This window comes from Rhodococcus sp. IEGM 1318, assembly GCF_033142465.1.
Lineage (GTDB): Bacteria > Actinomycetota > Actinomycetes > Mycobacteriales > Mycobacteriaceae > Rhodococcus_F > Rhodococcus_F qingshengii_B.
This window is the reverse complement of record NZ_JAWLSC010000001.1, coordinates 796,517-822,640: the sequence shown is the minus strand read 5'-3', so window position 1 is coordinate 822,640 and position 26,124 is coordinate 796,517. Positions and strand designations below refer to the sequence as shown.

21 protein-coding genes, 1 tRNA gene and 1 pseudogene are annotated in these 26,124 nt (G+C 62.5%); 14 read left to right on the top strand and 9 right to left on the bottom strand.

Annotated elements, in window-relative coordinates; all coding sequences use genetic code 11:
• Nucleotides 1-14 precede the first annotated feature (14 nt).
• Entirely contained in the window at nt 15-1,121 is a 1,107-nt protein-coding gene (gene prfB, locus R4P65_RS03855; RefSeq protein ID WP_058038579.1) for a peptide chain release factor 2, read from the bottom strand.
• A 133-nt stretch (nt 1,122-1,254) separates the two neighbouring features.
• On the opposite strand from prfB, the pseudogene R4P65_RS03850 reads away from it, so the two are divergent.
• The 3 genes and pseudogenes from R4P65_RS03850 to R4P65_RS03840 form a co-directional block, all read left to right on the top strand.
• Nucleotides 1,255-1,438 (top strand): annotated as a pseudogene (locus R4P65_RS03850) (carbonic anhydrase); the annotation flags it as partial.
• A gap of 64 nt (nt 1,439-1,502) precedes the next feature.
• Nucleotides 1,503-2,285, top strand: a complete 783-nt coding sequence (gene hisN, locus R4P65_RS03845; RefSeq protein ID WP_317825489.1) for a histidinol-phosphatase — start codon at nt 1,503-1,505, stop codon at nt 2,283-2,285.
• 137 nt (nt 2,286-2,422) lie between these two features.
• Nucleotides 2,423-3,949, top strand: coding sequence for a multicopper oxidase family protein (locus tag R4P65_RS03840; RefSeq protein WP_317825488.1), 1,527 nt, complete (start codon nt 2,423-2,425; stop codon nt 3,947-3,949).
• Here R4P65_RS03840 and R4P65_RS03835 read toward each other — a convergent pair.
• Nucleotides 3,943-4,581 (bottom strand): response regulator, encoded by a 639-nt coding sequence (locus tag R4P65_RS03835; RefSeq protein ID WP_230812689.1) that lies wholly within the window; start codon nt 4,579-4,581, stop codon nt 3,943-3,945. The genes R4P65_RS03840 and R4P65_RS03835 overlap by 7 nt on opposite strands.
• Nucleotides 4,578-5,723, bottom strand: a complete 1,146-nt coding sequence (locus R4P65_RS03830) for a sensor histidine kinase (protein ID WP_317825487.1) — start codon at nt 5,721-5,723, stop codon at nt 4,578-4,580. The genes R4P65_RS03835 and R4P65_RS03830 overlap by 4 nt, the downstream gene beginning before the upstream one ends.
• Before the next feature lie 103 nt (nt 5,724-5,826).
• On the opposite strand from R4P65_RS03830, the gene R4P65_RS03825 reads away from it, so the two are divergent.
• From R4P65_RS03825 to R4P65_RS03815, 3 genes are all read left to right on the top strand, one after another.
• Nucleotides 5,827-7,275 carry an acyl-CoA dehydrogenase family protein gene (locus R4P65_RS03825; RefSeq protein ID WP_050655137.1) on the top strand — a complete coding sequence of 483 codons (1,449 nt, stop codon included), beginning with the start codon at nt 5,827-5,829 and terminating at the stop codon, nt 7,273-7,275.
• A 27-nt stretch (nt 7,276-7,302) separates the two neighbouring features.
• Nucleotides 7,303-8,508: an acyl-CoA dehydrogenase family protein gene (locus R4P65_RS03820; RefSeq protein WP_003942363.1), complete on the top strand. Its 1,206-nt coding sequence runs from the start codon at nt 7,303-7,305 to the stop codon at nt 8,506-8,508.
• 156 nt (nt 8,509-8,664) lie between these two features.
• Entirely contained in the window at nt 8,665-10,299 is a 1,635-nt protein-coding gene (locus tag R4P65_RS03815; RefSeq protein ID WP_317825486.1) for an acyl-CoA synthetase, read from the top strand.
• Between the two features lie 6 nt (nt 10,300-10,305).
• Here the strand turns inward: R4P65_RS03815 and R4P65_RS03810 are convergent, their stop codons facing one another.
• Genes R4P65_RS03810 through R4P65_RS03800 form a run of 3 tightly spaced genes read right to left on the bottom strand, consistent with a single transcriptional unit; the run spans nt 10,306 to nt 13,857 of the window.
• Entirely contained in the window at nt 10,306-11,634 is a 1,329-nt protein-coding gene (locus R4P65_RS03810; RefSeq protein WP_317825485.1) for an amidohydrolase family protein, read from the bottom strand.
• 40 nt (nt 11,635-11,674) lie between these two features.
• Complete coding sequence (locus R4P65_RS03805; protein ID WP_317825484.1) at nt 11,675-12,652, bottom strand: isopenicillin N synthase family dioxygenase; 978 nt, start codon at nt 12,650-12,652, stop codon at nt 11,675-11,677.
• A gap of 14 nt (nt 12,653-12,666) precedes the next feature.
• On the bottom strand, nt 12,667-13,857 hold the full coding sequence (locus tag R4P65_RS03800; protein WP_317825483.1) for an ABC transporter substrate-binding protein: 1,191 nt from the start codon (nt 13,855-13,857) through the stop codon (nt 12,667-12,669).
• A 251-nt stretch (nt 13,858-14,108) separates the two neighbouring features.
• Here R4P65_RS03800 and R4P65_RS03795 point away from each other — a divergent pair, with 251 nt between their 5' ends.
• The 4 genes from R4P65_RS03795 to R4P65_RS03780 are packed head-to-tail and all read left to right on the top strand — an operon-like array spanning nt 14,109 to nt 17,562.
• Nucleotides 14,109-14,891: an ABC transporter ATP-binding protein gene (locus R4P65_RS03795; protein ID WP_317825482.1), complete on the top strand. Its 783-nt coding sequence runs from the start codon at nt 14,109-14,111 to the stop codon at nt 14,889-14,891.
• Nucleotides 14,888-15,790, top strand: a complete 903-nt coding sequence (locus tag R4P65_RS03790) for an ABC transporter permease (protein ID WP_317825481.1) — start codon at nt 14,888-14,890, stop codon at nt 15,788-15,790. Before R4P65_RS03795 ends, R4P65_RS03790 begins: the two co-directional genes overlap by 4 nt.
• On the top strand, nt 15,787-16,857 hold the full coding sequence (locus tag R4P65_RS03785) for an isopenicillin N synthase family dioxygenase (RefSeq protein ID WP_317825480.1): 1,071 nt from the start codon (nt 15,787-15,789) through the stop codon (nt 16,855-16,857). The genes R4P65_RS03790 and R4P65_RS03785 overlap by 4 nt, the downstream gene beginning before the upstream one ends.
• 60 nt (nt 16,858-16,917) lie before the next feature.
• Nucleotides 16,918-17,562: a GntR family transcriptional regulator gene (locus tag R4P65_RS03780; RefSeq protein WP_317825554.1), complete on the top strand. Its 645-nt coding sequence runs from the start codon at nt 16,918-16,920 to the stop codon at nt 17,560-17,562.
• Nucleotides 17,563-17,667: 105 nt separating this feature from the next.
• Here the strand turns inward: R4P65_RS03780 and R4P65_RS03775 are convergent.
• Nucleotides 17,668-17,741 (bottom strand) — tRNA-Met (locus tag R4P65_RS03775).
• A 450-nt stretch (nt 17,742-18,191) separates the two neighbouring features.
• Here R4P65_RS03775 and R4P65_RS03770 point away from each other — a divergent pair.
• Nucleotides 18,192-18,746, top strand: a complete 555-nt coding sequence (locus tag R4P65_RS03770) for a transglycosylase family protein (RefSeq protein WP_019747833.1) — start codon at nt 18,192-18,194, stop codon at nt 18,744-18,746.
• A gap of 89 nt (nt 18,747-18,835) precedes the next feature.
• Here the strand turns inward: R4P65_RS03770 and R4P65_RS03765 are convergent, their stop codons facing one another.
• Nucleotides 18,836-21,751 carry a UPF0182 family protein gene (locus R4P65_RS03765; protein ID WP_230812673.1) on the bottom strand — a complete coding sequence of 972 codons (2,916 nt, stop codon included), beginning with the start codon at nt 21,749-21,751 and terminating at the stop codon, nt 18,836-18,838.
• Nucleotides 21,752-21,925: 174 nt separating this feature from the next.
• On the opposite strand from R4P65_RS03765, the gene R4P65_RS03760 reads away from it, so the two are divergent.
• Nucleotides 21,926-22,528, top strand: a complete 603-nt coding sequence (locus R4P65_RS03760) for a PPA1309 family protein (RefSeq protein WP_019747831.1) — start codon at nt 21,926-21,928, stop codon at nt 22,526-22,528.
• 12 nt (nt 22,529-22,540) lie between these two features.
• Here R4P65_RS03760 and R4P65_RS03755 read toward each other — a convergent pair whose 3' ends face one another.
• A complete protein-coding gene (locus R4P65_RS03755; RefSeq protein WP_317825479.1) occupies nt 22,541-23,563 on the bottom strand; it encodes a PDZ domain-containing protein in 1,023 nt (340 codons plus the stop codon).
• 123 nt (nt 23,564-23,686) lie between these two features.
• On the opposite strand from R4P65_RS03755, the gene R4P65_RS03750 reads away from it, so the two are divergent.
• Together R4P65_RS03750 and R4P65_RS03745 are read left to right on the top strand one after the other, a co-directional pair.
• Nucleotides 23,687-25,087: a zinc-dependent metalloprotease gene (locus tag R4P65_RS03750; protein ID WP_317825478.1), complete on the top strand. Its 1,401-nt coding sequence runs from the start codon at nt 23,687-23,689 to the stop codon at nt 25,085-25,087.
• 101 nt (nt 25,088-25,188) lie between these two features.
• Entirely contained in the window at nt 25,189-26,121 is a 933-nt protein-coding gene (locus tag R4P65_RS03745; protein ID WP_317825477.1) for a hypothetical protein, read from the top strand.
• Nucleotides 26,122-26,124: the final 3 nt, after the last annotated feature.

The window sequence follows — 26,124 nt, the reverse complement described above, 5'->3', positions numbered from 1 at the left end:
TCGATATCCGAACGCTATGCGGACTGGTTCTCGCTCATACGCCAACGGATGCCGGCCTCGAGGAACCCGTCGATGTCACCGTCGAGCACGGCCGACGGGTTGTTGACCTCGTACTCGGTACGCAGGTCCTTGACCATCTGGTACGGATGCAGGACGTAAGAACGCATCTGGTTGCCCCACGAGCTGCCGCTGTCGCCCTTGAGCGCATCCATCTCGGCGCGCTCTTCCTGACGCTTGACCGCGAGCAGCTTGGCCTGCAGAACGCGCATCGCCGACACCTTGTTCTGGAGCTGCGACTTCTCGTTCTGACAGGTGACGACGATTCCCGTCGGGATGTGTGTGAGTCGAACCGCGGAGTCCGTGGTGTTCACGGACTGACCACCGGGACCGGACGAGCGGTAGACGTCGACTCGGATGTCGTTCTCGTTGATCTCGATGTGGTCGGTGGTCTCGACGACCGGCAGGACCTCGACCTCGGCGAACGACGTCTGGCGGCGGCCCTGGTTGTCGAAGGGACTGATCCGGACGAGCCGGTGAGTGCCCATCTCGACGGACAACGTTCCGTAGGTGTACGGGCCCTTGATCGCGAACGTGGCGCTCTTGAGTCCGGCTTCTTCAGCGTATGACGTGTCGTAGACCTCGACGCCGTAGTCGTGCTTCTCAGCCCAGCGGATGTACATGCGCATGAGCATCTCGGCCCAGTCCGCGGCGTCGATTCCGCCGGCGCCGGAGCGGATGTTGATCAGTGCGTCGCGCTCGTCGTACTCGCCCGAGAGCATGGTCTTTACTTCCATCGCCGCGATGTCTTCACGCAGACTGGCTCGCTCGGCGTCGGCATCGGCCAGCGCGTCGGGGCCTTCGTCTTCGGCCAATTCGTAGAGGATCGGCATCTCGTCGAGCCGCTCGCGCAGTGCCACGATGCGCCGCAGTTCAGCCTGCGCGTGGGAGAGCTGGCTCGTGACCTGCTGGGCGTGTTCCTGGTCGTTCCACAGACCCGGGTCGGCTGCCTGGTGCTCGAGCTCGTCGATGCGTCGGCGCAGCTCCTCGACGTCCACAACCGATTCGCAGGTGCGAAGGGTGGTGTCGAGGGCGTTCAGGTCTGCAATTACGTCGGGATGCACGGTTCTCAAGGCTACCGGGTGCCGACCTCGGCTCTGCCGTGCGTCACCTTCTCAGGTCCGCCGCGCGTCACGTATCGAGATCACCGGGACTCGAAGCCTTGCCAACGTCGGTCCGAGGGAACCTACTGGAACGATGGCTGTCACCGACGAATACCTCCAGAACATCGCCGTCTACGCCGAGCAGTTCACCGGAGCGCCCCCTCCCACCCAGCAGACACGTTGCCGTTCTCGCCTGCATGGATGCCCGCGTCGACGTCTGTCGGGTGCTGGGAACTACCGAGATCATCCTCATCCATCACACCGACTGCGGATTCGTCTTCGACGTCGCGACCGGAAAGCTGAACGAAGTCCTCCCCGTTTGAGCCGGTAGGTTGTGTACCCGTGACCGATCGCGCATCCGACCTCGCACTCGCCCTCCGTATCGCCGACGAGGCTGACGCGATCACTCGCGCCCGCTTCGGTGCGCTCGATCTTCGAGTCGACGACAAGCCGGACCTCACCCCCGTCTCGGACGCTGACCTCGCTGTCGAGCGTGCAGTGCGCGCGACACTCGGTGAGCACCGACCGGAGGATTCCGTACTGGGCGAAGAATTCGGCGGCGACGCAGTCTTCGAGGGCAGGCAGTGGGTGGTCGACCCCATCGACGGGACCAAGAACTTCGTCCGCAACGTACCGGTGTGGGCCACGCTGATCAGCTTGCTCGAGGACGGCGTCCCCGTTATCGGCGTCGTGAGCGCACCCGCCCTGAATCGGCGATGGTGGGCTGCAACAGGTTTGGGCGCACATACGTCCTTCGGGGACAGTGATGCGCGGGCGATCCAGGTATCCGCCGTCGATCGCAGCGAGTCAGCGAGCCTGAGCTTCTCGAGCCTCTCGGGGTGGAAGGACCGCGGAATTCGCGATCAGTTCGTCGAACTCACCGACCACGTCTGGCGCGTGCGCGGTTACGGGGACTTCTTCTCCTACTGCCTCGTGGCCGAAGGCGCCGTCGACATTGCTGCCGAACCCGAGGTTTCCCTGTGGGATCTGGCAGCGCTCGACGTATTGGTCCGTGAGGCCGGCGGCGCGTTCACCGATCTGAACGGCGGCGCAGGTCCGCACGGCGGCAGCGCGGTCGCCACCAACGGACTGCTGCACGAAGACGTTCTGGCCCGCCTGCGGTAACCACCCAGATACCAGAACATCCCACCCGCCGCAAGGGTCCGAGGGAGGAGTTCCGACAGGCCCGTCGGCAGGATTCGGCACGACATCTCGGCCCGTTGACTGGAAGTAGTTGATCACGCACTACTTCCAGGAGAACGATGAACCGGATTTCCAGGCGCACGATTCTGTTCGGTCTGGCCGCAGCGCCCCTCGGGCTCGCGGTGGGCTGCGGCGCCGACCCGGCAGCAAGAAGCGCCACGTTGGCGGAGGCCGGAACTTCGCGTCCGCTACCGGTTCCGCCGCTGGCGGAATCGACGGTCGACGACGCCGGTGTTCGCCACTTCACACTCCGCGCCGGTGCCGGAACCACTGAGATTGTCGCGGGAAAGCTCACCGACACTTGGGGGTTCAACGGATCCATCCTGGGACCGACTGTTCGAGCCGCACGCGGAGAATCTGTCGCATTCACGATCGACAACACACTGACAGAGCCCACGACCGTCCATTGGCACGGCATGCATCTGCCCGCAAGGTTCGACGGTGGCCCGCACCAGACCATCGAAGCCGGCGGACGCTGGGAACCGGCGTGGACGATCGACCAAGCTGCCTCGACGCTCTGGTATCACCCACACCCGCACGGATCCACCGAACGGCACGTCCAGCGCGGACTCGCCGGACTGTTCCTGATAGACGACGCCGACACCGACAGGCTGGACATCCCCAAAACCTATGGGGTTGACGATGTTCCGCTGATCATCCAGGATCGTCGATTCCTCGCCGACGGCAGTTTCGACGAGACCGACCCGACCGACGTCGGTCTGCTCGGCGACACGATCGTCACCAACGGCATCTCCGACGCCTACCTCGACGTCACCACCGGGGTTGTCAGGTTGCGCATCCTGAACGGCTCTTCCGGTCGTCTTTACAACCTGGGGTTCCCCGACGACCGGACCTTCGATCTGATCGCCACCGACGGCGGACTGCTCGAATCACCAATTCCGCTCGAGCGGATTCAGCTCAGCCCCGGTGAAAGAGCCGAAATCGTGGTTCGCGTCGACCCCGGTGCGACGACCACATTGGTGTCGTTCCCGATCGAGGACGGCGGTGGCGTGAACTCATCGGACGCAGAGAACTTCGGCATGAACGACCGCTTCGACATCGTCGAACTGCGGGGCGTCGGCAATCGCGCGTCGCGGTCGACTCTCCCGCCGCAACTGGCCACCCTGGCGCGCCTCGACCCGTCGAAGGCACGCGCTTCCCGAACCTTCGATCTGCAGTGGTACATGATCAACGGACAACGAATGGACATGAACCGCATCGACTTCGAGGCCGAGGTAGGCGCGACCGAGGTGTGGACGATCACCAACAAGGACAACTGGCCACACAATTTCCATGTCCACGACGTACAGTTCCAGATCCTCGACGTCGACGGTCGCACTCCCCCGCCTCACTTACGCGGACTCAAGGACACTGTCTACACACCACCGGGCAGTAGGATTCGCGTCGCGCTGCAGTGGTCCGAGTACACCGATCCCACCTTCCCGTACATGTTCCACTGCCACCTGCTGATGCACGAGGACCAAGGGATGATGGGCCAATTCCTCGTACTTGGGCCAGGACAGAAAGCCATGCCGATGCAGATGGACATGCCGATGCCGTCGTCTGGTGCGCACTCCGGTCACTGACGGTTCTGCAGGTGGTACACGGCGAGGCGAACCCGATTGTCACAGCCTGTCTTCGACATCAGGTTCGCCACGTGCGTCTTGACCGTGGTCACACCCAGATGGAGCGCGTCCGCGATCTCCTGATTGCTCTGCCCTTCCGCCACCAATGCGAGGACCTGCGATTCGCGCTCGGTCAGCGGAACCTTTTCCGTCACAACAGTGTCGGCGTCTGCGCCGATCACCGCCCGATCCACGACGCGGCGGAGCAGTTCCGGGGAGAACACCATCTCTCCCTCGGCGATCCGTCGAATGGCGCTGAGCAACTCGGTCGGTTCGGTATCTTTCACCAGAAACCCGGAAGCCCCTGCAGCGAGCGCGGGATACAGGTGATCGTCGTCGTCGAAGGTTGTCAGCACGAGAATGCGTGCTCGCCGACCGGCCTTGACGATCTGCTGTGTGGCACCGATCCCGTCGAGCCCGGGCATCCGCAAGTCCATCAGAACCACGTCGGGATCCAGTTCGGCAGCAAGCGCTACCGCCTCGACCCCGTTCGAGGCTTCACCCGCTACGGTCATGTCCTCGGCTGCCGTGCACAACATCCGTAAACCAGCACGCACCAGTCGCTGGTCGTCGACGATCAGCACCTTGATCACGAGGCACCGCCTGTGATAACGAGTGGAATACTCACGTGCACTTCCCATTTCCCGTCGATGTTGGTGCCGGCAGTCATCTCGCCGCCGACCAATTCTGCACGCTCACGCATTCCGACCAGTCCGTGTCCTGCACTCCTTGCCGATCCCTCGCAGCTGTTGATCACCCTCACGTCCACCCGACCGTCGAGACGACGAACCGAGACCGACACCGACCCCTTCCGATCGCCGTGCTTCATGACGTTGGTCAGCGATTCCTGAATCACCCGCAACAACGTCAGCCTGCCGATCGCATCGAGATCAGTTGCGCCCGACTCGACATTCCCTTGAACATTGAAGTCCGCCTGCACCTCGAAACCCGCTGCACGCACACGATCGACCGCCGCCTCGATTTCCGCGTCGACGGCATCCGGCTCGACCAGAGCGACCTCGCCGAGCGAGGGATCACGAAGTGCTACCAGAAGGCGACGAATATCAGTCAGCGCATCCGACGCCGTCGCACGCACATCCGCGAGGACCTCACGAACGACCTCGTCCTGGGGCGCCAAGACATGCTGAGCCACACCGATTCTCAGGACGATCGATGCCATGTGGTGCGCAACGAGGTCGTGGAGTTCGCGGGCGAGCGCGCTCCGCTCCGCAGCGCGGGTCTGCGCAAGATTGTTCGCGGCCAATTCACGCTGCGAGCGCAGATACAGCCCGAGCAGCAGCGGCAATCCAACGTACGCAAGCACTTTCACAGCCGTGGTGACAGACCAGAGTGCTTCGTGAGATTCGAACCAGATCCCCGCGAGCACCGAACCGCACCAGCCTGCTGCCGAAACGGCGACCAACTCTCTGCGATCGGCCCGCATCGTGACGTCGACAACGGCTACCGCGCCGAGGTACGGGACAAGTTCGGACAGCCCCCAGGCGTCGGCGACGAACATCGGAATGGCCAGCGCCGAGACGGCCAGGGATGCGAGGACCGGCCATCGACGGCCGGCGACGAAGACGAGCGCCGACAGCAGCGAGAAGATCCAGTAGGTGAGCGGGACTCGATACTCCCCGGGATACGTGCTGGCGATCAACAGACACGGAACAACCACCAGCGGTACGTAGCGCACGTACCGCTGTATCCGATCGGGCACCTCTGTCCGGTTCACCCGTCGAGCCTATGACGCGCATCATTTTGCCGTTTCTCGACAACAGACCTTACTGATGAGTAAGATAAGAATCGTCCAACGCCCCAACACCGAGAAACAGCTGGTGATCATGACCAAGCAAGACAGTGTTGCCCCCGACAAGAGCGCTCAGCGCAGCGAATCGGGCGCGCAGCGCGGCGGCGCCAAGGGTGCGCCCCGCGACACGTCCGCCGTCGGCCTGAACCCGATCAAACGCGACGCCATGGGCGCAGCCATGCGTGTGCTTACCAAGATCACCGGTTCAGAACTGGCCGAGAAGTTCAATCTGCGTCAGACCATCGATCGCGTGACCTACGAGGGCACCAAGACGGGCTTCAAAACCCTGGGCGCTGCTACTCGTGGATTCCAGAAGGTCTCGGGCAACGGTGCACCCAAGCGCCTCCCCGACAACCCGAGCAAGAACGCCGACTACTTCGACCTCACCCCGGACGACGATCAGAAGATGATCGTCGAGACCGTGCGCGAGTTCGCGGCCGAAATTCTGCGTCCCGCGGCCCACGACGCCGACGGTGCAGCGCAGGCACCCGCCGATCTCTCCAAGCGTGCGGCCGAACTCGGTATCACGCTGATCAATGTTCCCGAAGAACTCGACGGAGCGGCCGCCGATCGTGGCGCGGTCACCAACTCTCTTGTTGCCGAGGCACTTGCGCACGGAGACATGGGTCTGGCTCTGCCGATCCTCGCACCCAGTGGTGTTGCAGTCGCACTGACGCAGTGGGGCACCGACGCGCAGCAGAAGACCTACCTCCCGGCGTTCACCGGCGAGCAGGTCCCCGGCGCAGCAGTGGTGGTCAACGAGCCTCGCGCTCTGTTCGATCCGTTTGCCCTGCAGACCAAGGCAGTTCGCTCCCCCAGCGGCTACAAGCTCAACGGCGTCAAGAGCCTGGTGCCGGCTGCGGCCACATCCGAGCTCTTCGTCATCGCTGCAGAACTCGACGGCAAGCCGTCCTTCTTCATCGTCGAATCCGACACCAAGGGACTCGTCGTCGAAGCAGATCCCAGCATGGGTCTGCGCGCCGCCGGCCTGGGTCGCCTGATCCTCACCGACGTCGCTGTGCCGGAGTCCGCACTGCTCGGCGACGGTGACGCCGAGCAGCGCAAGGCCGAATACGCCGACGCGATTCGCCTGGCTCGCCTCGGTTGGGCGTCCATGGCCGTCGGAACCAGCCAGGCAGTTCTCGACTACGTGATTCCGTACGTCAACGAGCGCGAAGCGTTCGGCGAGCCGATCAGCCACCGCCAGGCGGTTGCCTTCATGGTCGCCAACATCGGCATCGAACTCGACGGACTGCGTCTGGTCACGCTTCGCGGCGCTTCACGCGCCGAGCAGGGCTTGTCCTTCGCCCGCGAATCCGCTCTGGCCCGGAAGCTGGCTTCCGAGAAGGGCATGCAGATCGGCCTCGACGGTGTGCAACTCCTCGGTGGACACGGGTTCACCAAGGAACACCCGGTCGAGCGCTGGTACCGCGACCTCCGTGCCATCGGCGTTGCCGAGGGCATCGTCCTCATCTGACGCCGCTGAACTTCCAGGAGAACCACGATGATCAACCTCGAACTTCCCAAGAAGCTCAAAGCATCAGCGAACCAGGCACATCAGGTCGCGGCGCAGATCTTCCGACCCATCTCACGTAAGTACGATCTTGCTGAGCACGAGTACCCCGTCGAGCTCGACACCATGGCCGCCATGGTCGAAGGCCTCTCCGATTCCGGTGGAGACATCGGCGGTGCCAGCGGCGGACGGTCCGACGCGAGCGCCAAGGGCGGCAACGCCAACGGCGGCAATATGTCTGCCCTCCTCAACTCGCTCGAAACATCTTGGGGCGACGTCGGACTCATGCTCTCGATCCCCTACCAGGGGCTCGGCAACGCCGCGATCGCCGCAGTGTCCACCGACGAACAGCTCGAACGTTTCGGCAAGGTGTGGGCCTCGATGGCCATCACCGAACCGAGTTTCGGTTCCGACTCCGCCGCCGTGACCACCACAGCCGTTCTCGACGGCGACGAGTGGGTTCTCAACGGCGAGAAGATCTTCGTCACCGCCGGTGAGCGTTCGACGCACATCGTTGTGTGGGCGTCGGTCGACAAGTCGAAGGGACGAGCGGCCATCAAGTCGTTCGTCGTACCGCGTGACGCCCCGGGCCTGAGCGTTGCTCGCCTCGAGCACAAGCTGGGCATCAAGGCTTCGGACACCGCCGTACTCCTGCTCCAGGATTGCCGCATTCCGGCGGACAACATCCTGGGCAGCCCGGAGGTCAACGTGGAGCAGGGCTTTGCCGGCGTCATGCAGACGTTCGACAACACCCGGCCCCTCGTTGCAGCCATGGCCGTCGGCGTCGGACGCGCAGCTCTCGAAGAACTGCGCGGCATCCTGACCGAAGCCGGTGTCGAGATCTCCTACGACACACCGGTCTACAACCAGCATGCAGCTGCAGCCGAGTTCATCCGTTTGGAAGCCGACTGGGAGGCCGCGTACCTGCTGTCTCTGCGCGCGGCGTGGATGGCGGACAACAAGAAGCCGAACTCGCTCGAAGCGTCGATGTCCAAGGCGAAGGCCGGCCGCACCGGCACGGACGTGACGCTCAAGGCAGTCGAGTTGGCCGGCACCTACGGCTACTCGCAGCGCCCGCTGCTCGAGAAATGGGGCCGCGACTCGAAGATTCTCGACATCTTCGAGGGCACCCAGCAGATCCAGCAGCTGATCGTCGCACGCCGCCTGCTCGGAAAGTCGTCCGCCGAACTGAAGTGACGGTCGCACGGACCCGATCCCGAAACACTCCGCCCCGCCACCTTCCGAGATGGCGGGGCGGAGTGCTCGGTCGCCATCCCGAAATTCCACCACCGAGCCGTGCTAGCGCATTAGTGTGTAATCAGTCCCACAACGACGCTCGGAAGAGGTTCACGTATGCCCGGATTGGTCACCAAGGTCACTGACACCATCGGCGCGGCGGGGGTCATGTTCCGAGCCGGACTCGTCCCGTTCCCTCGCCTCGATCGCGGACTCAAATCCATTGCAGCCGTGGACAAGTACGGACCCTTTGCCGGGCCGGTCCATGCACACGCCGAGAACGGCTACGACGCGGTGGCGATCATCGACGAGCGCGGACCCATCACCTATGCCGAGCTCGAGCGTCAGAGTAACGCGTTGGTCCGGGCGTGGCAGGCCGACGGCATCACGTCCGACTCCGTCATGGGTGCGATGTGCCGTAACCATCGAGGCTTGGTCCTGACCATGCTGGCGGCAGCGAAGAACGGCACAAAGCTCGTCCTCATGAACACGGGCTTCGCTCGGCCCCAACTCGTGGACGTCGCCGCGCGTGAGAAGGTGGTCGCCTTCGTCTACGACGACGAGTTCGCGGACATCGCCGATGCCTTGCCGGACGACGTCGTCGTTTATCGTTCCTGGCCAGAGGGCACTGCCGCTGACGGTTCGACGGCAGCGACTCTCGACGAGGCCATAGCCGGACGCACCACGTCGTCGGTGCCGGCCCCCGAGAAGAACGGTGGCTTCGTCCTCCTCACCAGCGGCACAACAGGAACTCCCAAGGGCGCGCCGCGTGGCCACACCTCCCCTCTCGCGTCGGCGCAGTTCCTCGACCGCGTGCCGTTGCGCCGCGGACAGACCATGATGATGGCGGCCCCCGCCTTCCACGGAACCGGCGTCTCGCAGTTCGCTCTCGCGTTGGCACTCGGCCAGACCGTCATCATGCATCGAAAGTTCGACCCGGAGAACACGATCAAACTTGTCGCCCAATACAAGTGCGACAGTTTGGTAGTGGTCCCGACGATGCTCACTCGCATCATCGATCTCGGTCCCGAAGTGCTGTCCAAGTACGACACGTCGAACCTGAAGATCATCTTCTCGGCAGGTTCGTCACTCTCACCCGACCTGTGCAAGCGAGTCACGGCCTCGTTCGGCTACGTCCTCTACAACCTGTACGGATCCACCGAGGTCGCAGTGGCCACCGTCGCGACTCCCGAGGATCTGACCATTGCACCAGGAACCGCGGGCCGCGCGCCGGTGACCTGCCACGTCGAACTGTTCGACGAGAACAACAAGAAGATCACCACCCCACACACGATCGGCAGGATCTTCGTCGCCAGCGGACTGAGCTTCGAGGGATACACCGACGGGCGTGACAAGGAACGTATCGACGGACTTCTCTCGACCGGCGACGTCGGACACTTCGACGCCAACGGCCTCCTCTTCGTCGACGGCCGAGACGACGACATGATCGTCTCCGGTGGCGAGAACGTCTACCCGCTCGAAGTCGAGAACCTGCTCGCCGATCGCGAGGACGTCTTGGAAGCGGCAGTCATCGGAGTCGACGACGCCGACTTCGGGCACCGCCTGCGAGCGTTTGTCGTCGTCGCCCACGGCGCCGACCAGAACTCCGAAGAGCTGAAGGATCACGTCCGGTCGAATCTCGCGCGCTACAAGGTTCCCCGCGAGATCGTCTTCATCGACGAACTTCCCCGCAACGCCACCGGAAAGCTGTTGCGCCGCGTCCTGATCGAGATGGAGATCAGCGAAGACTGAGCACAATCACAAAGCGCTGAGCGTCCGGATCAATTCCGCCTCGTCGACGCGAGTGGAGTGCCCGTCGCGGAGCACGACCTCGCCCGCAACCAACACCGTGTCCACGATCTGACGACTGCCCGTCGTGAGAATGGACGCGCCCGGATCTCGCACCGGGAGGCAACCGAAGTCGCGTTCGAACCGAATCATGGTGAGGTCGGCGGGATCGCCCACGGAGATCCCGCCAGACCTGGCCGGCAGACCGAGTGCTGCGTTCGCACCGCCGGATGCGATGTCGATCATGGCTTCGAAGCCGAGCAGGTCGGCGCGGCCGCGCGCGGCTCGCTGCACGTAGGCGCCGGTGCGCAGCGTCTCGAGCATGTCCTGAGTGTCGTTGCTGGCTGCGCCGTCCACACCCAACCCCACCGCGATCCCCGCGTCGAGGAAACTCGGGACGGGCGCGATTCCGCTACCGAGGCGCATGTTGCTGACGGGGTTGTACGACACTCCGACGCCGCGCTCCGCCAGCACCTTCTGACCACGGTCGTCGAGTTCCACGCAGTGGACAGCCAGCACCCGATCCCACAAGAACCCATGGGAATCCAGGTAGTCGACCGCGTTCATGCCCGCGTGTTCGGTACACATCGTGTTGTCGGTCTGCGTCTCGAGCAGGTGGATCGAGACTGTCAGGTCGCGAGCCTGCGCGAACTCACGCACTTCCGACATCCCGTCCGGGGTCAGCGAACGCGGGTTCGGTACCGCGACTGCCACGTCAATGCGGGAACCGGCGACGTCGCGCATCATCTGATCCGTATGTGCGAGAACATCTCCGAGTGGTTGCATGAGCCGCGGATCGAAGCCCCACTTCCTCGTCTTGTCCCCCCGGTCTGCGGTTCCGCGTCCCAGCACCGCACGAATCCCGGTGTCGTGCAACGCCCGGATCACAGCGTCGTGAACCTCGCTGGACGGGTGCGGCCACATGTGTTCGACCAGGGTGGTCGTACCGCTGCGCAATGCCTCCAGCGAGGCTGCGACAGTGGCCGTGTATGCGCGCTCGGGAGTGATCTGAACCGACTCTTCTGCGACCGCGAGTAGCCATTCGAGAAGCGGTGTTCCTTCGGCGATCCCACGCATCAGTGACTGCTGAAGGTGCGTATGGGTGTTGACGAACCCAGGGATCAGATAGGCCCCCGATCCGTCCACACTTCCAGGTGTGGCGGTGCCGGTCGACTTCTCGATCGATTCGACCACCCCATTCGAGACGACGACGTCGCGGCCGGTCAGCCATTGCCCGCCGCTGTACAACGTCACGTCCCGGATGATCGCGTCGGTCATGTTCTTGGGCGCGGTAGTCATCGCCAGTTCTCCTGAAAGTGTGTGACGGAACGGATACGGATCAACGCGCGAAGTTCGCGCGTACTCTCTGGTCGATGTAGTCCTCGGCAGTGATCGGCGGGTACTTGCCCGCCGGCCCCTCGATGGTCACGTCGCGGTTCGCCTGAGCGAAGAACGCGAGACTGTAGCGGGCTCCCCGATAGTCGGTGACTCCGGGACTCTTGACTCGATGAAAATTCGACGGCAGGACGTCATCACTCCATCTCATCAGCATGTCGCCGATGTTGCAGGTGATCGCTTCCTCGGCCGGCACCACCGACGTCCATTCCTGGGTGTCCATTTCCTTGCCCGGGCACAGTTGCAACCCGCCCTGACCGTCACGCTGGAAAAGCAATGTCAGGCAATCGAAATCGGTGTGCGCTCCGGCACGCCACATCCCTTCGACATGTGCGTCGGCAGCAAGGGGGAAGTAGTGGAGTAGTCGCAGTGTGCTCTGGTAGGTGGCCACCGACGGGTCATGTGCCCTGGTGAAGAAGTCTCGTTCGAATCCCAACTTCTCGGCGAAGCACGACAACAGGTCCATCGCAATGCCCCAGCACTTGGCTTCGAAGTCCAGCATCGTTTCGCGGAATCCACCCAATTCGTCTGCAGTGGGCCACAGATCACCCATATGCGGGCGGGTCACCTGGTAGGACTCTTTCTGATCAGGTGTTCCGATGGAGGGACGCACCTGCGTCATGCTCTCCCAGCCGGAGTTGAAACCCTTCTTGAGCGGATACTGCGCTTTGACCTCAGTGGGCAGTGCAAAGAATCGCTCGGCCGCCGCGAAAGCCTCGCGGACCTGGTCCAGATCGATTCCGTGATTGACGATTTGGAAGAATCCGATGTCGGTCGCTGCCGACCACAACTCCTCGGCGATCTCGCTGCGCCGGTTCTCGAAATCCGAGAGATCGATTCTTCGGACCTCGCGGTCGGTGGTCTCCGTGCCCAGGCCACCCATGCGAGTCTCGCGGTTGAGTTCTGTCATGTCGTAGGTCATTTGCGTGAGCTCCTTCAGCGGATTCCGATGGACCGATCGGTGAATTTGTCGGTGTAGATCTGTTCTGCGGTCAGTGACTGCGGTATCGCCGCACCCCCGGCGTTCAGGATGGGCTTCAGTTCTTCGACGGTGTGGGCGACTCGCGTCATGTCGAACGTGCCGACGGATCCGTCCGCCTCGTTCGCGATCAGGCCTTTCTCTTTCAGGAGCTGGGCACTGAACGCCGCCTCACTCTCCGTGTACGGCGAGAACGACACGTCTTGTGAGACGACGTCGACAATGGCCGCATTCGCCGCATCCGGCGCTGTGATGTAGTCCGCGGTGGCCTGCTGAATGATCGGAACCAGCTTGCTCAAACACGACGAGAGTGTTTCGACCTTGTCGGCACGAACGGAAACATTGGACGCGTAGATGTCGAAACCCGAATCTTTCAGCAGGTCATAGGAAACCGGCTTGTCCCACGCCGGCGTCTCCTTCTCGTACGTGTACGGTTCCGAATTCGCGAATCCTTGCTGAGCGATGGTCGGGTCACCGACAAATCGCGAGGGAGCTCCGTCGTAGCTCGTGTCGAGCTGAGACTGCTTCAGTAGTCCTTTCGCCACGAGCCACTGCGGAAAGAGTTGTTCCTTGGAAACGACGACACTCGCGTCGGACTTGCCGATATCGGCAACACTCGTCCAGTCCGGATGAGACTCTTTGTCCCACATGAGGATTGCCGGGCTGTATTTGAGCAATGGCGTGACGGCCACAACGGGCTGACTTGCCGCTGCCGCGACCACCTGATCGCCGTGCACCAAGCCGAGAGTGATGGAATCGTCGACGTACATCTGGGAGCTGACGGATTGGAACCCGATTGCCGGTCCCCCGGCCCGCAAGGTCAGGTCGACTCCGGTGTCCTTCCCTCCGGCGACAAGAGTCCCACTGACGGACTTGTCGTCGGTGTCGACCGAATAGCCGGGACCGAGCATCTCGAAGAGCGCTCCCATATCCGACTGTGGCTGCCATTGGAGTTGAACCACAACGTTTTCCGGACAGAGACCCGCCAGGTTCTGCGCCTCGGCAGCTGGTTCGAGAGATTCGGCTTTGGTCGTCTCAGCCTCACTGGAGCTGCACGCAGTCAATCCGATGGCTGCACACATGGCCAGTGCCGCGCCCGCCGCTCCCACACTTCTGCGATTGGGATGCACCTTGCGATTTGAATACACAGCGTCTCCTTCGTGAAAACAATTGGGATGTGGGCGAACCAAGAAGGGTGATCCGATGAGCACACTCTGCAGCACGTGGATTACATGCAATCAACTCGTTGTTTCCATCAGGTAACGCGCGTCGAGATTCTCGCTTCACCTGCAATGTCACCTCACATTTACATTCGGCAATCTAGGCGACATACATGCAATTCAAGATAGTTCCTACATCTTGAAGAACTTTTGCATGCATTACCGAACCGGAGGCTCAGATGGAACTCGCGAACACGATGCAGGATGCCGACGCTCGCAAGCTCACCGCGCCGATGCAGATGGCCTTTTCCGATGTCGTCAAGAAGTTCGATACCGGCACTGTCGCGCTGGACGGCATCGATCTGGACGTGGAGCGAGGAGACTTCGTCGCCGTGGTCGGACCCTCCGGCTGTGGCAAGTCGACTTTGTTGCGCATGGCGGCCGGCCTCGAGCGACCGACCAGTGGTGCAGTTGCCCTCGACACCGAATCAGTTGGCTTCATCTTCCAGGAGCCGACTCTCCTCCCCTGGCGAACCGTGCAGGCCAACGTCGAATTATCGGCTGAACTCGGTGGCGGCGACAAAGCAGCGCGAAAGTTGCGCGCCGACGAGGCAATCCGCGCAGTCGCCCTTGCGGACTTTGCGAAACAACTGCCCAATGCGTTGTCAGGCGGAATGAAGATGCGTGTCTCGTTGGCGCGTGCGCTCACCCTCGCACCTGCTGTGATGCTGCTCGACGAACCTTTTGGTGCGCTCGACGAGATGACACGACTGGAGATGCAGGTAGAGCTCCAAAGGCTCTACACCGACAAAGGGTTCACCTCGATGTTCATCACGCACTCGGTATCCGAGGCCGTGTACCTCGCAAACAAGGTGGTTGTCATGACCGCCAGGCCTGGACGAATACATTCGGTCGTCGACATCGACTTCCCTTACCCACGTAGTCCGGAACTGCGCTACGACGCCCGCTACACCGAATATGTCGCCGATATCTCGGCCAGTTTGCACGGGAGCCTACGATGACCGAAGTTCTTGCAGTTCAACGAGGCAACACCACACGCACCGCTGTTCGCTCTGATTCTGCGACCAACACACAAGCAGAGGCACAGACCGGACGGAACTCTCGACTGAGAGCGCTTGGTGCCCTCGTCCTCTATCCGCTGCTCTCCCTTGCCGGCGCGGTCGCTGCCTGGTCGATCGTCAGCTACCTCGTCCTCTCCCCCGAACGTCGGTTTCTCCTCCCGCCACCGGGTCAAGTACTGACAAAGTCGCTGCTCGACTGGAAACACCTCTCACCCATGCTCGAAGCCCTCGCAGTGACGGCGCAGGTTGCGCTGGTCGGCTTCGTCGTCGCGGTGGCAGTCGGCGTCGGAACCGGCGTGCTGATGAGCCAAGCAAAGTGGATCGAGCGGATCGTCTATCCGTACGCCGTAGTGCTGCAAGTCATTCCCATCCTCGCCATCGTGCCCCTCATCGGCCTCTGGTTCGGCTACGGCATGACCGCTCGTACTCTGGTGTGTGTTCTCATCGCAGCCTTCCCGATCATCACCAACACACACTTCGGATTACAGTCGGTCGATCGCGGATTGCACGAACTCTTCACCCTCGGACGAGCGTCGCGTTGGGATCGACTGGTGAAACTCGAACTGCGAGCGGCGTTGCCGGCCATTCTCACCGGTATCCGTACCGCATCCGGCCTGGTTGTCGTCGGCGCCATCATCGGCGACATGTTCTTCGCCAAAGGACAACCCGGGATCGGAACTCTGCTCGACGTCTACCGAAGCCGCCTTCAGTCCGAGGACCTGATCGCCGCGATCGTGATCGCGTCGGTGTTCGGCGTCCTCGTCTTCTCTGCCTTTGGATTCCTCTCACGTGTGCTCGTCGGTAAGTGGCACACGTCCGGCCGCAAGGACTTTAAATGACCCACGAATTTCCCGCCTTCGAAATCCCTACGATCGATATCAGCCCGTACATCCGCGGCGAGGCAGCGGCTGCAAACGCCACCAACAGCACTGCCTGTGCGGAAGTGGCAGCTCAACTCGATCGCGCGTGCCGGGAGGTCGGATTCATACAGATTGTCGGACACAGCATTCCACGATCGGCGACCGACGTACTGGCCGACGCTCTCGACGAGTTCTTTGCTCTCCCCCTTGCGGTGAAGAACGACTATCGCCGCCCCTCGTCCGAGAACCGTGGTTACTCACCACCCAAGTCGGAATCACTCAGTATGAGCCTGGGCGTCGCGTCTGCGAACCAGATGAACGACTTCTACGAAGCGATAGTCGTCGGTACAGAGGTGAGCGACTATCCGGGCATCGACCTACCCCAGTCCAGCTACGCCGACAACACCTGGCCCGACGCTGCACCCGGCTTCCGACCGGCAATCGAAGAGTATTTCCGCCAGGCACAGAGTTTGGCACGAATCCTGATGTGCGCCTTCACTGACGCCCTCGGACTGCAGCCCGGGTATTTCGATACGATGCTCGACCACTCGATCGACGCGATGAAGATGAACAACTACGCACTGCCTGCGGGCGAGATCCGGATCTCCGGCGACATGACGGGAATGGGCGCTCACACCGACTTCGGAATCTTGACCATCCTGTGGGCAGATCAAGTTCCGGGCCTTCAAGTTCTGAGTGCCGATGGCGTATGGCACGACGTCCAACCTGCCGACGGCGCACTCTTGATCAACCTCGGCGACGCAATGGCACGCTGGACGAACGACCGATGGCGCTCGACAGTGCACCGAGTCGACCCACCTATCGTCGATGGTCAGATCATCCGACGTCGCTCTGCCGCATTCTTTTTCGACGGAAACTACGACGCCGTCATCGAAGCACTGCCAGGGACTCTCGAACCGGGCGAGGTGGGATACCCGCCGATCACGATCGCCGAGAACATCGCGGCCAAAGTGGCCGGACTGAAAGGCGCGATGGCGCCCGACGTCGACCGTCGCAGCGCTGACCGGGTGCGCGCCGCCGGGTGACGGTGCCGGGTGACGGTGCCGGGTACCGTCGATATCGTGCAGGATCGAAGTGAGGACAAGATGACCACCACCGAACGAGCTTTGCTCACCGAGTCCGTGCACGAGACGCTTCGCGAACTGATCTTTTCGGGAGAGCTGGCGCCGGGGACACCACTGAGTGTTCCCGCGCTGGCGAGCAAACTCAATGTCAGTCGCACGCCGGTCCGCGAGGCCGTACAGCAGTTGATCTACGAGGGCATCGCCGTCCACACCCGAAATGCGGGTGCAAAAGTCGATTCACTGGACGCGGAGTCGCTGCGCGCTGTTTTCGAGGTGCGTGAGGTGCTCGACGGCCTCGCAGCGTTCAACGCGACTGCGAATGCCACTCACGAAACCGTGTCGCGGCTCAGCAAGATGGTGCAGGTGCAACGCGAACTTCTCGAGAGTCCGCCGGATCAGCGACGGGATTCGAAGCTGGACCTCGAGTTCCACACACTGATTCGTGAAACGGCATGCAATCACCCACTCAGTGAAGCCCTGCACCGTCTGGATGGGCAGTCACATCTCTACCGTTCTGACATGTGGAGCCTCGAGCTCAATCGCCGGATCGCTGTCACCGAGCACGCTCGTATAGTCGCGGCCATCGAATCGGGTGACGCCGTGGGAGCGAGAACAGCCGCGAGCGCGCACGTAGCCGGGCTACTCGTCCGAACAACCCGAACCTGACGCCCAGACTCGTGAAGCACGGACCCGAAGCGCTTCGCCTGAGCTGTACAGCTGCACGCAAAAAGGACCGCCGCACTGGATTCCAGTGCGGCGGCCCTTTTCTAGTAGCGGGGACAGGATTTGAACCTGCGACCTCTGGGTTATGAGCCCAGCGAGCTACCGAGCTGCTCCACCCCGCGATGCATTGACAAAGTTACACGAGCAGATGAACGGAACGCAAATCGCCTGCGCTGGAGCGAAATACACGCCTGAAAGTCGACGAATCGGGTGACTGGGTTCACAAAATGCCCGTGAGCATCAACACATAACAGGCATGTAACGAACGTACCTCGAAACCGCAACGGAAAGGCTCTACCAGCACAAACGCCGAAGTTTGCCGACTAGAGCAGACCGGGAGGTCCGGAAATTTGCGAATCGACCCTTGTTCAGTGCTCCCGTACGGTCGGTCCCGGCCCGAATCAACCGGGCGAACGCCGACCCGCCGCTGCTCCACTCTGCCCCGCGGGATCGGAACCCCCGAAACCTTCGAGGGGCAGAGACACGGAGAGACAAGCGCCCGGGAAAGTCAGCATCATCGCCGACCCGCAGGCCCGCCGATGTCAGCAAGCGCGGAGAGGATTTACCCCGACATGACGTACACCAGCATCAGCAAGCGTGCATTCGGCACATTGGCAGTAGCCGGCGCACTTGTCGCAGTGCCCCTCACCATGAGCACCGGCACCGCTTCCGCAGCCACCCACAACTGGGACGGCGTCGCACAGTGCGAGAGCGGTGGCGACTGGAACATCAACACCGGAAACGGCTACTACGGCGGCCTGCAGTTCTCGCAGAGCACCTGGACCGCCAACGGTGGCACCGGCTCGCCCGCCAACGCTTCCAAGGAAGAGCAGATCCGCGTCGCCGAGAACACCCTGCAGAGCCAGGGCCCCGGCGCATGGCCCGTCTGCGGCCAGCGTCTGACCGTCGCAAGCGAGCCGGCAGTCGAAGAGGCTCCCGCCGCAGCACCGGCTCCCGTCGCCGAGGCACCCGCAGTTGCTCCCGCCGTCGAAATCCCGGCCGAGCTCAAGCCCGCCGCACAGCAGGCTTACGACACCGCTCGTGACCTCGCCGGCCAGTACGGATTCGCCGCACAGTTCCAGCAGCTCTCCGATGCCAACGCACCGATCGTTGCAGCACTGCGCTGATTCAGCTCATACAGCTTCACCTGAGCACACAAGAAGGCCCACCATCCGATCGGATGGTGGGCCTTCTGCTGTTCATGAACTGACGCCGCTTACCTCGGCAGCGCCTGGTACGCGTCGACAGCCTTCTGTAGGCGGTCGAGCGCAGCACCGTAGCTGGTGAAGTCACCGCTCTGTTGCGCCGACTTCAATGCCGCCATTGCCGAATTGACCTCGGCCAGCGCCTTCGTGACGTCATCCGAAGAAGCCGGCGGGGCCGGTGCCGTCGGCGTTGTCGGCGTTTCCGGTTGCGCTCCGGTATCCGGATCGGGTGCCGGCTGGGTGACAGTCGCTGCCGAACCTGCGCCCGGCCAAATCTGACTGATCGCCTCGGAGACGGTCGGTGCATAACCGATCCGAATGCCGTTGGTGTCGCTGAAGCTCACCAGCACACGCGCCAACTGAGGGAACGCGTTCTGCGAGTTTCGCTGCGAGTACAAAGGTTCGACGTAGAGGATTCCGCCCTCGGCAATCGGCAGAGTCAGCAGGTTTCCGTACTGAATCTTGTTCGACTGCTTGAGCAGTGACACTTCCGAAGCAACACGCGAATCCGATGTCATCGCAGACTGAGCCTGCTGTGGACCCTGAGTCTGCGTATCGGTCGGCAACTGCAGCACCGTGAACTTGCCGTAGTTCTCCTTGTCGTTCGCCACCGAGATGTAGGCCGACAGCAACTCACGACTGAACCCGACCATCGGACTGGTCAGACGGAAATCCGCCTTCGCGGTGTCCTTGTCGCCCACCAGCACGTAGTACGGCGGCTGGTTGGCCGACGTGTCGATCGTCGGATCGCTCGGAACCGACCAGAACGCGTTGTTGGTGAAGAACTCACTCGGATCGTCGACGTGGTACTTCGCCAGCATCTCGCGCTGGACCTTGAACATGTCTTCCGGGTACCGGAAGTGCGCCTGCAGGTCGTCCGAAATTTCGCTCTTCGGCTTGACCGTGTCCGGGAAGACCCCCATCCACGCCTTCAGAACCGGATCCTGCTCGTCGACCTGGTACAGCGTGACGGTGCCGTCGTAGGCATCGACCGTGGCCTTCACGGAGTTGCGGATGTAGGAGAACTCCTGGCGCGGAATGAGGCGCCCGGTCGTCTGGTCGATACTGTCCTCGACCAACCCGTCGAGCGAACTGCGCTGCGCATACGGGTAGTCCTGGGCGGTGGTGTAGCCGTCGATGATCCACTGCATCTTGCCGTCGACCACTGCGGGATAAGCAGCGCCGTCAGTAGTCAGCCAAGGCGCAACCTCCTCGACCCTTTCCTTCGGATCACGCTTGAAAATGATCTTGGAGTTCGAACCGATTGCACTCGAGAACAGGATGTTGCGCTCGGTGTACTTCGCCGCGAATGCAAGACGGTTGAACCAGTTGCCGATCGAAACACCACCCGAGCCTGTGTAGGTGTACTTCGAGGTGTCGGTGTCGTACTCCCGCGGTCCCTCACCGTCGACGGAACCGACGATCGAGTAATCGGCGTCCGACTGACTGATTACCTCGCCGTAGTACGAACGAGGATTGTCCACCTTGAGGTTCTCGTTCTCGGGCGTGGTCGTCAGGTCGCTCACCGAGTAGATCGGGTAACCACCGGTGTTGTTCTGACTGTCGCCCTGGACCGCCGTGACTTCGTTCGCCTGGGCAGCGACGAAGCCGTTGCCATGCGTGTAGACCGTGTGCTTGTTGATCCAGTCCGTCTGGTTGCCGGAAAGGTTGTTCGGCGACAGCTCACGCGCTGCGACAACGAAGTCGCGCAACTGGCCGTCTTGTTCGTAGCGGTCGACATTGAGGGTCTGCGGGAACCCGTAGAAGTTCTTGAGCTGACGCTGAGCGGTGAACGTCGGCGACAGGATGGTCGGATCCAACAGTCGCGTGTTCGCGATCGTGGTCCGGTCGGCTGGAACGTCCTGGGGCTGCTTGGTGCCGATGCCCGGATAGTCGACGTAGTCGACGTTCTCTTCGGTGATCCCGTACGCCTGACGAGTCGCTTCGATGTTCCGCTCGATGTACGTGCTCTCCTTCTGCGCCGCATTGGGCTTGACGGAGAACTGCTCGACGATCATCGGGTAGACCGCACCGACGAGCACTGACGAGAGAACCAGGAGAGCGACTGCCATGGCCGGTATCCGAAGATCCCGCGTGAAGATCGCCGCGAAGAACGCCAACGCACAGATGACTGCGATGGACAACAGAATGAGCTTCGCCGGCAGCACCGCATTGATGTCGGTGAAGCCAGGACCGGTGAAAGTCGGTTCCTTGCGACTGCTCGACATCAACGAGTACCGATCGAACCAGTACGCAACCGCCTTGAGGAGCACGAAGGTTCCGGCGATAACAGCGAGTTGAATACGAGCGGCAGTGGTGAATGTCCCAGCGCGCCCGGCCAATTTGATTCCACCGAAAACGTAGTGGGTGATCAGATTTGCCACGAATGCCAGCAGGATCGAGACGAACAACCAGTTCAGAACGAAACGGTAGAACGGCAGATCGAAGGTGTAGAAGCCGACGTCCAGATGGAACTGGGGATCGGTGATGCCGAACTGCTGACCGTTGAGGAACAACTGGATGGTGACCCAGTTGGCCTGCGCGATGAGACCGGACAGGATGCCGATCGCTACCGGAACGATCACGCCGAACAGACGAAGTCGCGACATGACGGTGGTGCGGTAGCGCGCGATCGGATCATTGGGTCCGGAAACCGGGACGAACACCGGACGTGCACGGTACGCGAGAAGCATCGCGAGCCACACGATGGCTCCGACGACAATTCCGACTACGAGGAAGAGAACGAATCGCGTCAGCAGAACCTTGGTGAACACACCACGGAAGCCGACTTCGCCGAACCACAACCAGTCCGTGTACATGCCGATCAGTCGCGGCCCCACGAGCAGCAAGGCCGCCACAACGACAGCCACCACCAACAAGATTCGACTGCGTCTGGACAGAGAGGGTAAACCTGCGGGGGGCCGCATGCCCACGTGCCACGCTCCAAGATTTGGCGACGCCGTGGCGTCGCAACCGATTGCATCGATCACTGCGGCCACGCCCGAGTGGACTTGGCCGTTTCCGACCACTCTACGTAACAACGGTCACGGGTTGACAACACGGAGAGCGGGAAGCCAGGCAGAAGGTGCGAGGATGAACGTGTGAGTGAAGAGAATATGAGCAGATCACCGAGTGCCCTCGCCCGGTGCGTTCATGAAGTAGTCGACCACATCGACGCCGAGGGCTGGGATCAACCGCCGAAGCTGTACGCGTTGGTACCCACCGAAATGCTCGCCGCGGCCGAACCCGGCCTGCTGGACCAACTTGCCGAGGGTGCCGAATACACACCGATCGAGCAGGAATCGCTCCCCGAGGACATCATCGGCGGTTCACGGGCACTCGACGAGTTCCTGGCAACGACGCATTGGCCCGAGTCGGTCCAGGGTTGCATCTTGGTGCAGGAAATCGTCGTCCTACCGCCCGAGGCGGAATCGGATCTCGACCACGCCACGGCGCCGGTGTTGACCGATCAGCACGCGGCGGACGAGGTCGCTCGACTGACTGCCAACGCGCATCCCGATCGACGCGAAGCTCGGCTGTTCGTCGGCGTGCTGCGTGACGGTCCGTCGCTGTCGCTGTTGCAGATGCGTCCCGACGAGGACGCGGATCCGTACGGCGACCTGGAACTGCTCACCTACGACGGTCTCGCACCTCACCTCGTGCACGCGCTGTACGCGACGCTCGACGAGGTCGAAGAAGACTGACAGAGACTGCTTTCAGCAGCGGGGTGCGTCGCCGCCGGTGTTGAGGCTCTCGAGTGAGTCCACTGCGCCGGGCAGGTTGTCGACCTTGACGAGTCGAAGCCCGTCCGGCGCATTCTGTTTCGCCTCGTCACAATTCTGGGCGGGTACCAGGAATGTCTCCGCACCTGCTTCGGACGCGGCGATCAACTTGTACCTGATGCCGCCGATCGGACCCACTTCACCGGCGGAGTCGATGGTGCCCGTTCCGGCCACGAACTTTCCGCCGTTCAGCTCCCCTGGAGTCAACTTGTCCACCAAGGCCAGTGTGAACATCAGTCCGGCAGAAGGACCACCGATGTCGGCGAGGTTGAACTGCACGGTGAAGGGGACATCCGGGACCTCGGTCGGCGTGACGCCGAGGTAACCCGATTCGGGCTTGTTGGGCCGCGCCCCGACGGTGACCGGCACAACGGTCTCCACACCCGCGCGAACGACGTTGACGTTGATCGGAGTGCCGGGCGCAATCGCCCCGACCGTGTCCTGAACGCCGCTGATGGTGGTCACCGGAGTGTCCCCGATCTTGACCAGGACGTCGCCTTCTTGCAGCGCACCCGCAGCGGGACCGTCGGGTGTCACCTTCGAAACAGTCAGTGCCACCGGCTTGCCGAGAAAGTGGAGTGCGGCCAACTCGGCACTGTCCTCGGACTGCTGGAAGTCGGCGGTGTTGGCCTGCTGGATTTCTTCCTTCGACTTCTCGGGCGGATAGATCTCCGAGCGTGGGACGAGTCCGTTACTGCCGCTCGCCCACAGTCCGAATGCTTCAAAGATGTTGAGGCCGTCGCGAACGGACACCGTTGTCATGTTGAGGTTGCCTTCGGTGGGATCGACCTCGGCCCCCTGGATGTCGACGACGGGCTTACCGTCGACGTCGCCGAGCGTGTTGAAGGTGGGGCCCGGACCCAGTGCGACATAAGGAACAGTGACCATTGTTCCGACGACTCCCAACACGACGATGGGTGCGAGTGCGGCCAAGAGCGTCACTATCCGTCGATTCACCTGATCCAGAGTAAAGCGCGAAGGCGCCGGAGCACCGATCGCACCGCCTGAGCGCCGTGCGTGTTCGCCGTCAGCGTGACTCGGAGGGCGACTCCGACCGCTCAACCCTTGTACCGTTGAGGTATGAGCAATATGCCGTTCGGCTTCTCCAACTCCGACGACGATCCCGATCGCGACAAGAACGCGGCGGGTGGCAATCCGTTCGGGGGTGGTGACACGCCGTTCGGGTTCGGCGCGGGCGGTGAGGGATTCGATCCGGCTCAACTCGGCCAGATGCTCACTCAGTTCGGTCAGATGCTGAGCGGAATGGGCTCGTCGATGGGCCAGGGCGGTACGTCCGGCCCTGTGAACTACGACATCGCCAAGAAGCTGGCACGCCAACAGATCGGATCGGTCACACCGATCACCGAGGGCAATGTCAAGGCGATCGCCGACGCTGCGCACCTGGCAGAGATGTGGCTGGACGCCGCGACAACGCTCCCCGCCGGAGCGAGCCGCACCCTCGCCTGGACGCCGAACGACTGGCTCGACAATACGATCGACACGTGGAAGCGACTCTGTGATCCGGTAGCCGAGAAGGTATCGGGCATGTGGGTGCAGGGACTTCCTGCCGAAGCACAGCAGATGGCGGGCCCGATGCTGGGCATGCTCGGCCAGATGGGCGGACTCGCGTTCGGCTCGCAATTGGGCCAGGCACTGGGCCAACTGTCCACCGAGGTGCTCTCCTCGACGGACATCGGCTTGCCCCTCGGACCCGAAGGCACCGCGGCTCTTCTCCCCGCTGCGGTTCAGGCTTTCAGTGAGGGTCTCGAACAGCCGCATCAGGAAGTTCTCGTGTTCCTCGCCGCGCGGGAAGCAGCTCATCAGCGCCTCTACAGTCACGTTCCGTGGCTGCGCCAGCGCGTCCTCGCGACAGTCGAGGAGTACGCCCGCGGGATCACGATGGACTTCTCCGCGATGGAAGAATTCGCCAAGGACCTCGACCCGTCCGCTCTCACCGATCCGAGCAAACTCGAAGCGCTGATGCAGCAGGGCACGTTCGAGCCGCAGAACACACCGGAGCAGAAGGCCGCTCTCGAGCGTCTCGAGACACTGCTTGCGCTGGTCGAGGGTTGGGTGGAGACGGTCGTCACCGCCGCACTCGGCGAGCGACTGCCGGGTGTCGCCGCGATGAGCGAGACGTTGCGGCGTCGCCGTGCCACCGGCGGCCCCGCCGAACAGACCTTTGCGACGCTCGTCGGACTGGAACTTCGTCCTCGTAAGGTCCGTGAAGCGGCAGGATTGTGGCAGAAGCTCACCGCGGAAGCCGGTATGGACACTCGTGACGGCGTCTGGTCGCATCCCGACCTGATGCCCGATTCGAGCGATCTCGACGCACCGGACGGATTTGTCGCCCGTGTCCTCGGCGGCGGCGAAGCCGGCAATTTCGACGACCCGATCGCCCAACTCGAAGCCGTCGAGGCAAAAGAGCGTGCGGCTGAGGCCGCGATGGACAAGACCCTCGAGGACGACGAAGAGAAGTAATTCCTTCTCGACACATTTTCGCAGTTCAACCAAGCTGAGAGCCTGTGGATAACTGCCGCTGAGGCGGACTCGCCGGCCGAGCGTCATGCCAGCATCGAGCGATGACCGGTGACACGCAGAACAGCTCGACACAGAACACACAGCGATCCGTGGGACCCCGATGGGATCCACGGATCGCTGTTCTGTCGCGCCCGGACGGTCGGCTTCAGCTGGGATGGACACCCGGGCGTGCTGTCCTGCTGACGCTGCCTGTCGGGGTCGATGCGCGGGCGGTGAAGTCGATCCTGCGCGCGATGGACGGCTCGAGATCCCGCGCGACCATCCTCTGGGAAGCGTCGAAGCGCGGAATTTCGACGTCGGTGACGGAGGAGCTACTCGAACAACTCGCCGATTCCGGATTCGTCCACACTGCCGGCACAAGCACCGCGTCCGTCCGGATCCATGGCGTCGGTCCTCTCTCGGACGCCGTCGAGCGCGGACTCGTCACCAGCGGCACCAGCACGCGACGCTCGCGCGGGTATCGCAACACCGACGTCGTGCGCACGTGGAACGAACAACTGGTGGTCTTGGCCGACGACGTCGTCACAGATCCTCGCTTGGTCAGCGATCTCGTTCGGTGCGGACTCCCCCACCTTTCCGTCCGTATCCGGGACGGCAACGGTGTGGTCGGCCCTCTTGTCCTACCGGGTCAGTCGAGTTGCCTGCGGTGCGCCGACATCATCCGATCCGAACTCGACCCTCATTGGCTTCATCTGTCCGCGCAGCTACTCGGCAGCGCGGGCCACGCGGAATCGGCGATGATCCATGCAAGTGTCGCGCTGGCCCTGGCCGAGATCGACGCGGCTCTCAGTGCCCTGGACCTACCCAGTGTCGTGGACCTTCCCAGTGCCGCCTCTGCAGCAAGTCTGTCGTCGACGCTCGAGATCGCGCTCCGTCCGTATCGAATCACAACGAGGCGCTGGCCTCGGCAAATATCCTGCAGTTGCCAATACCTGGCACCTGTTTCGGGCAAAGGACGCCCCAGTCAGACATGATGG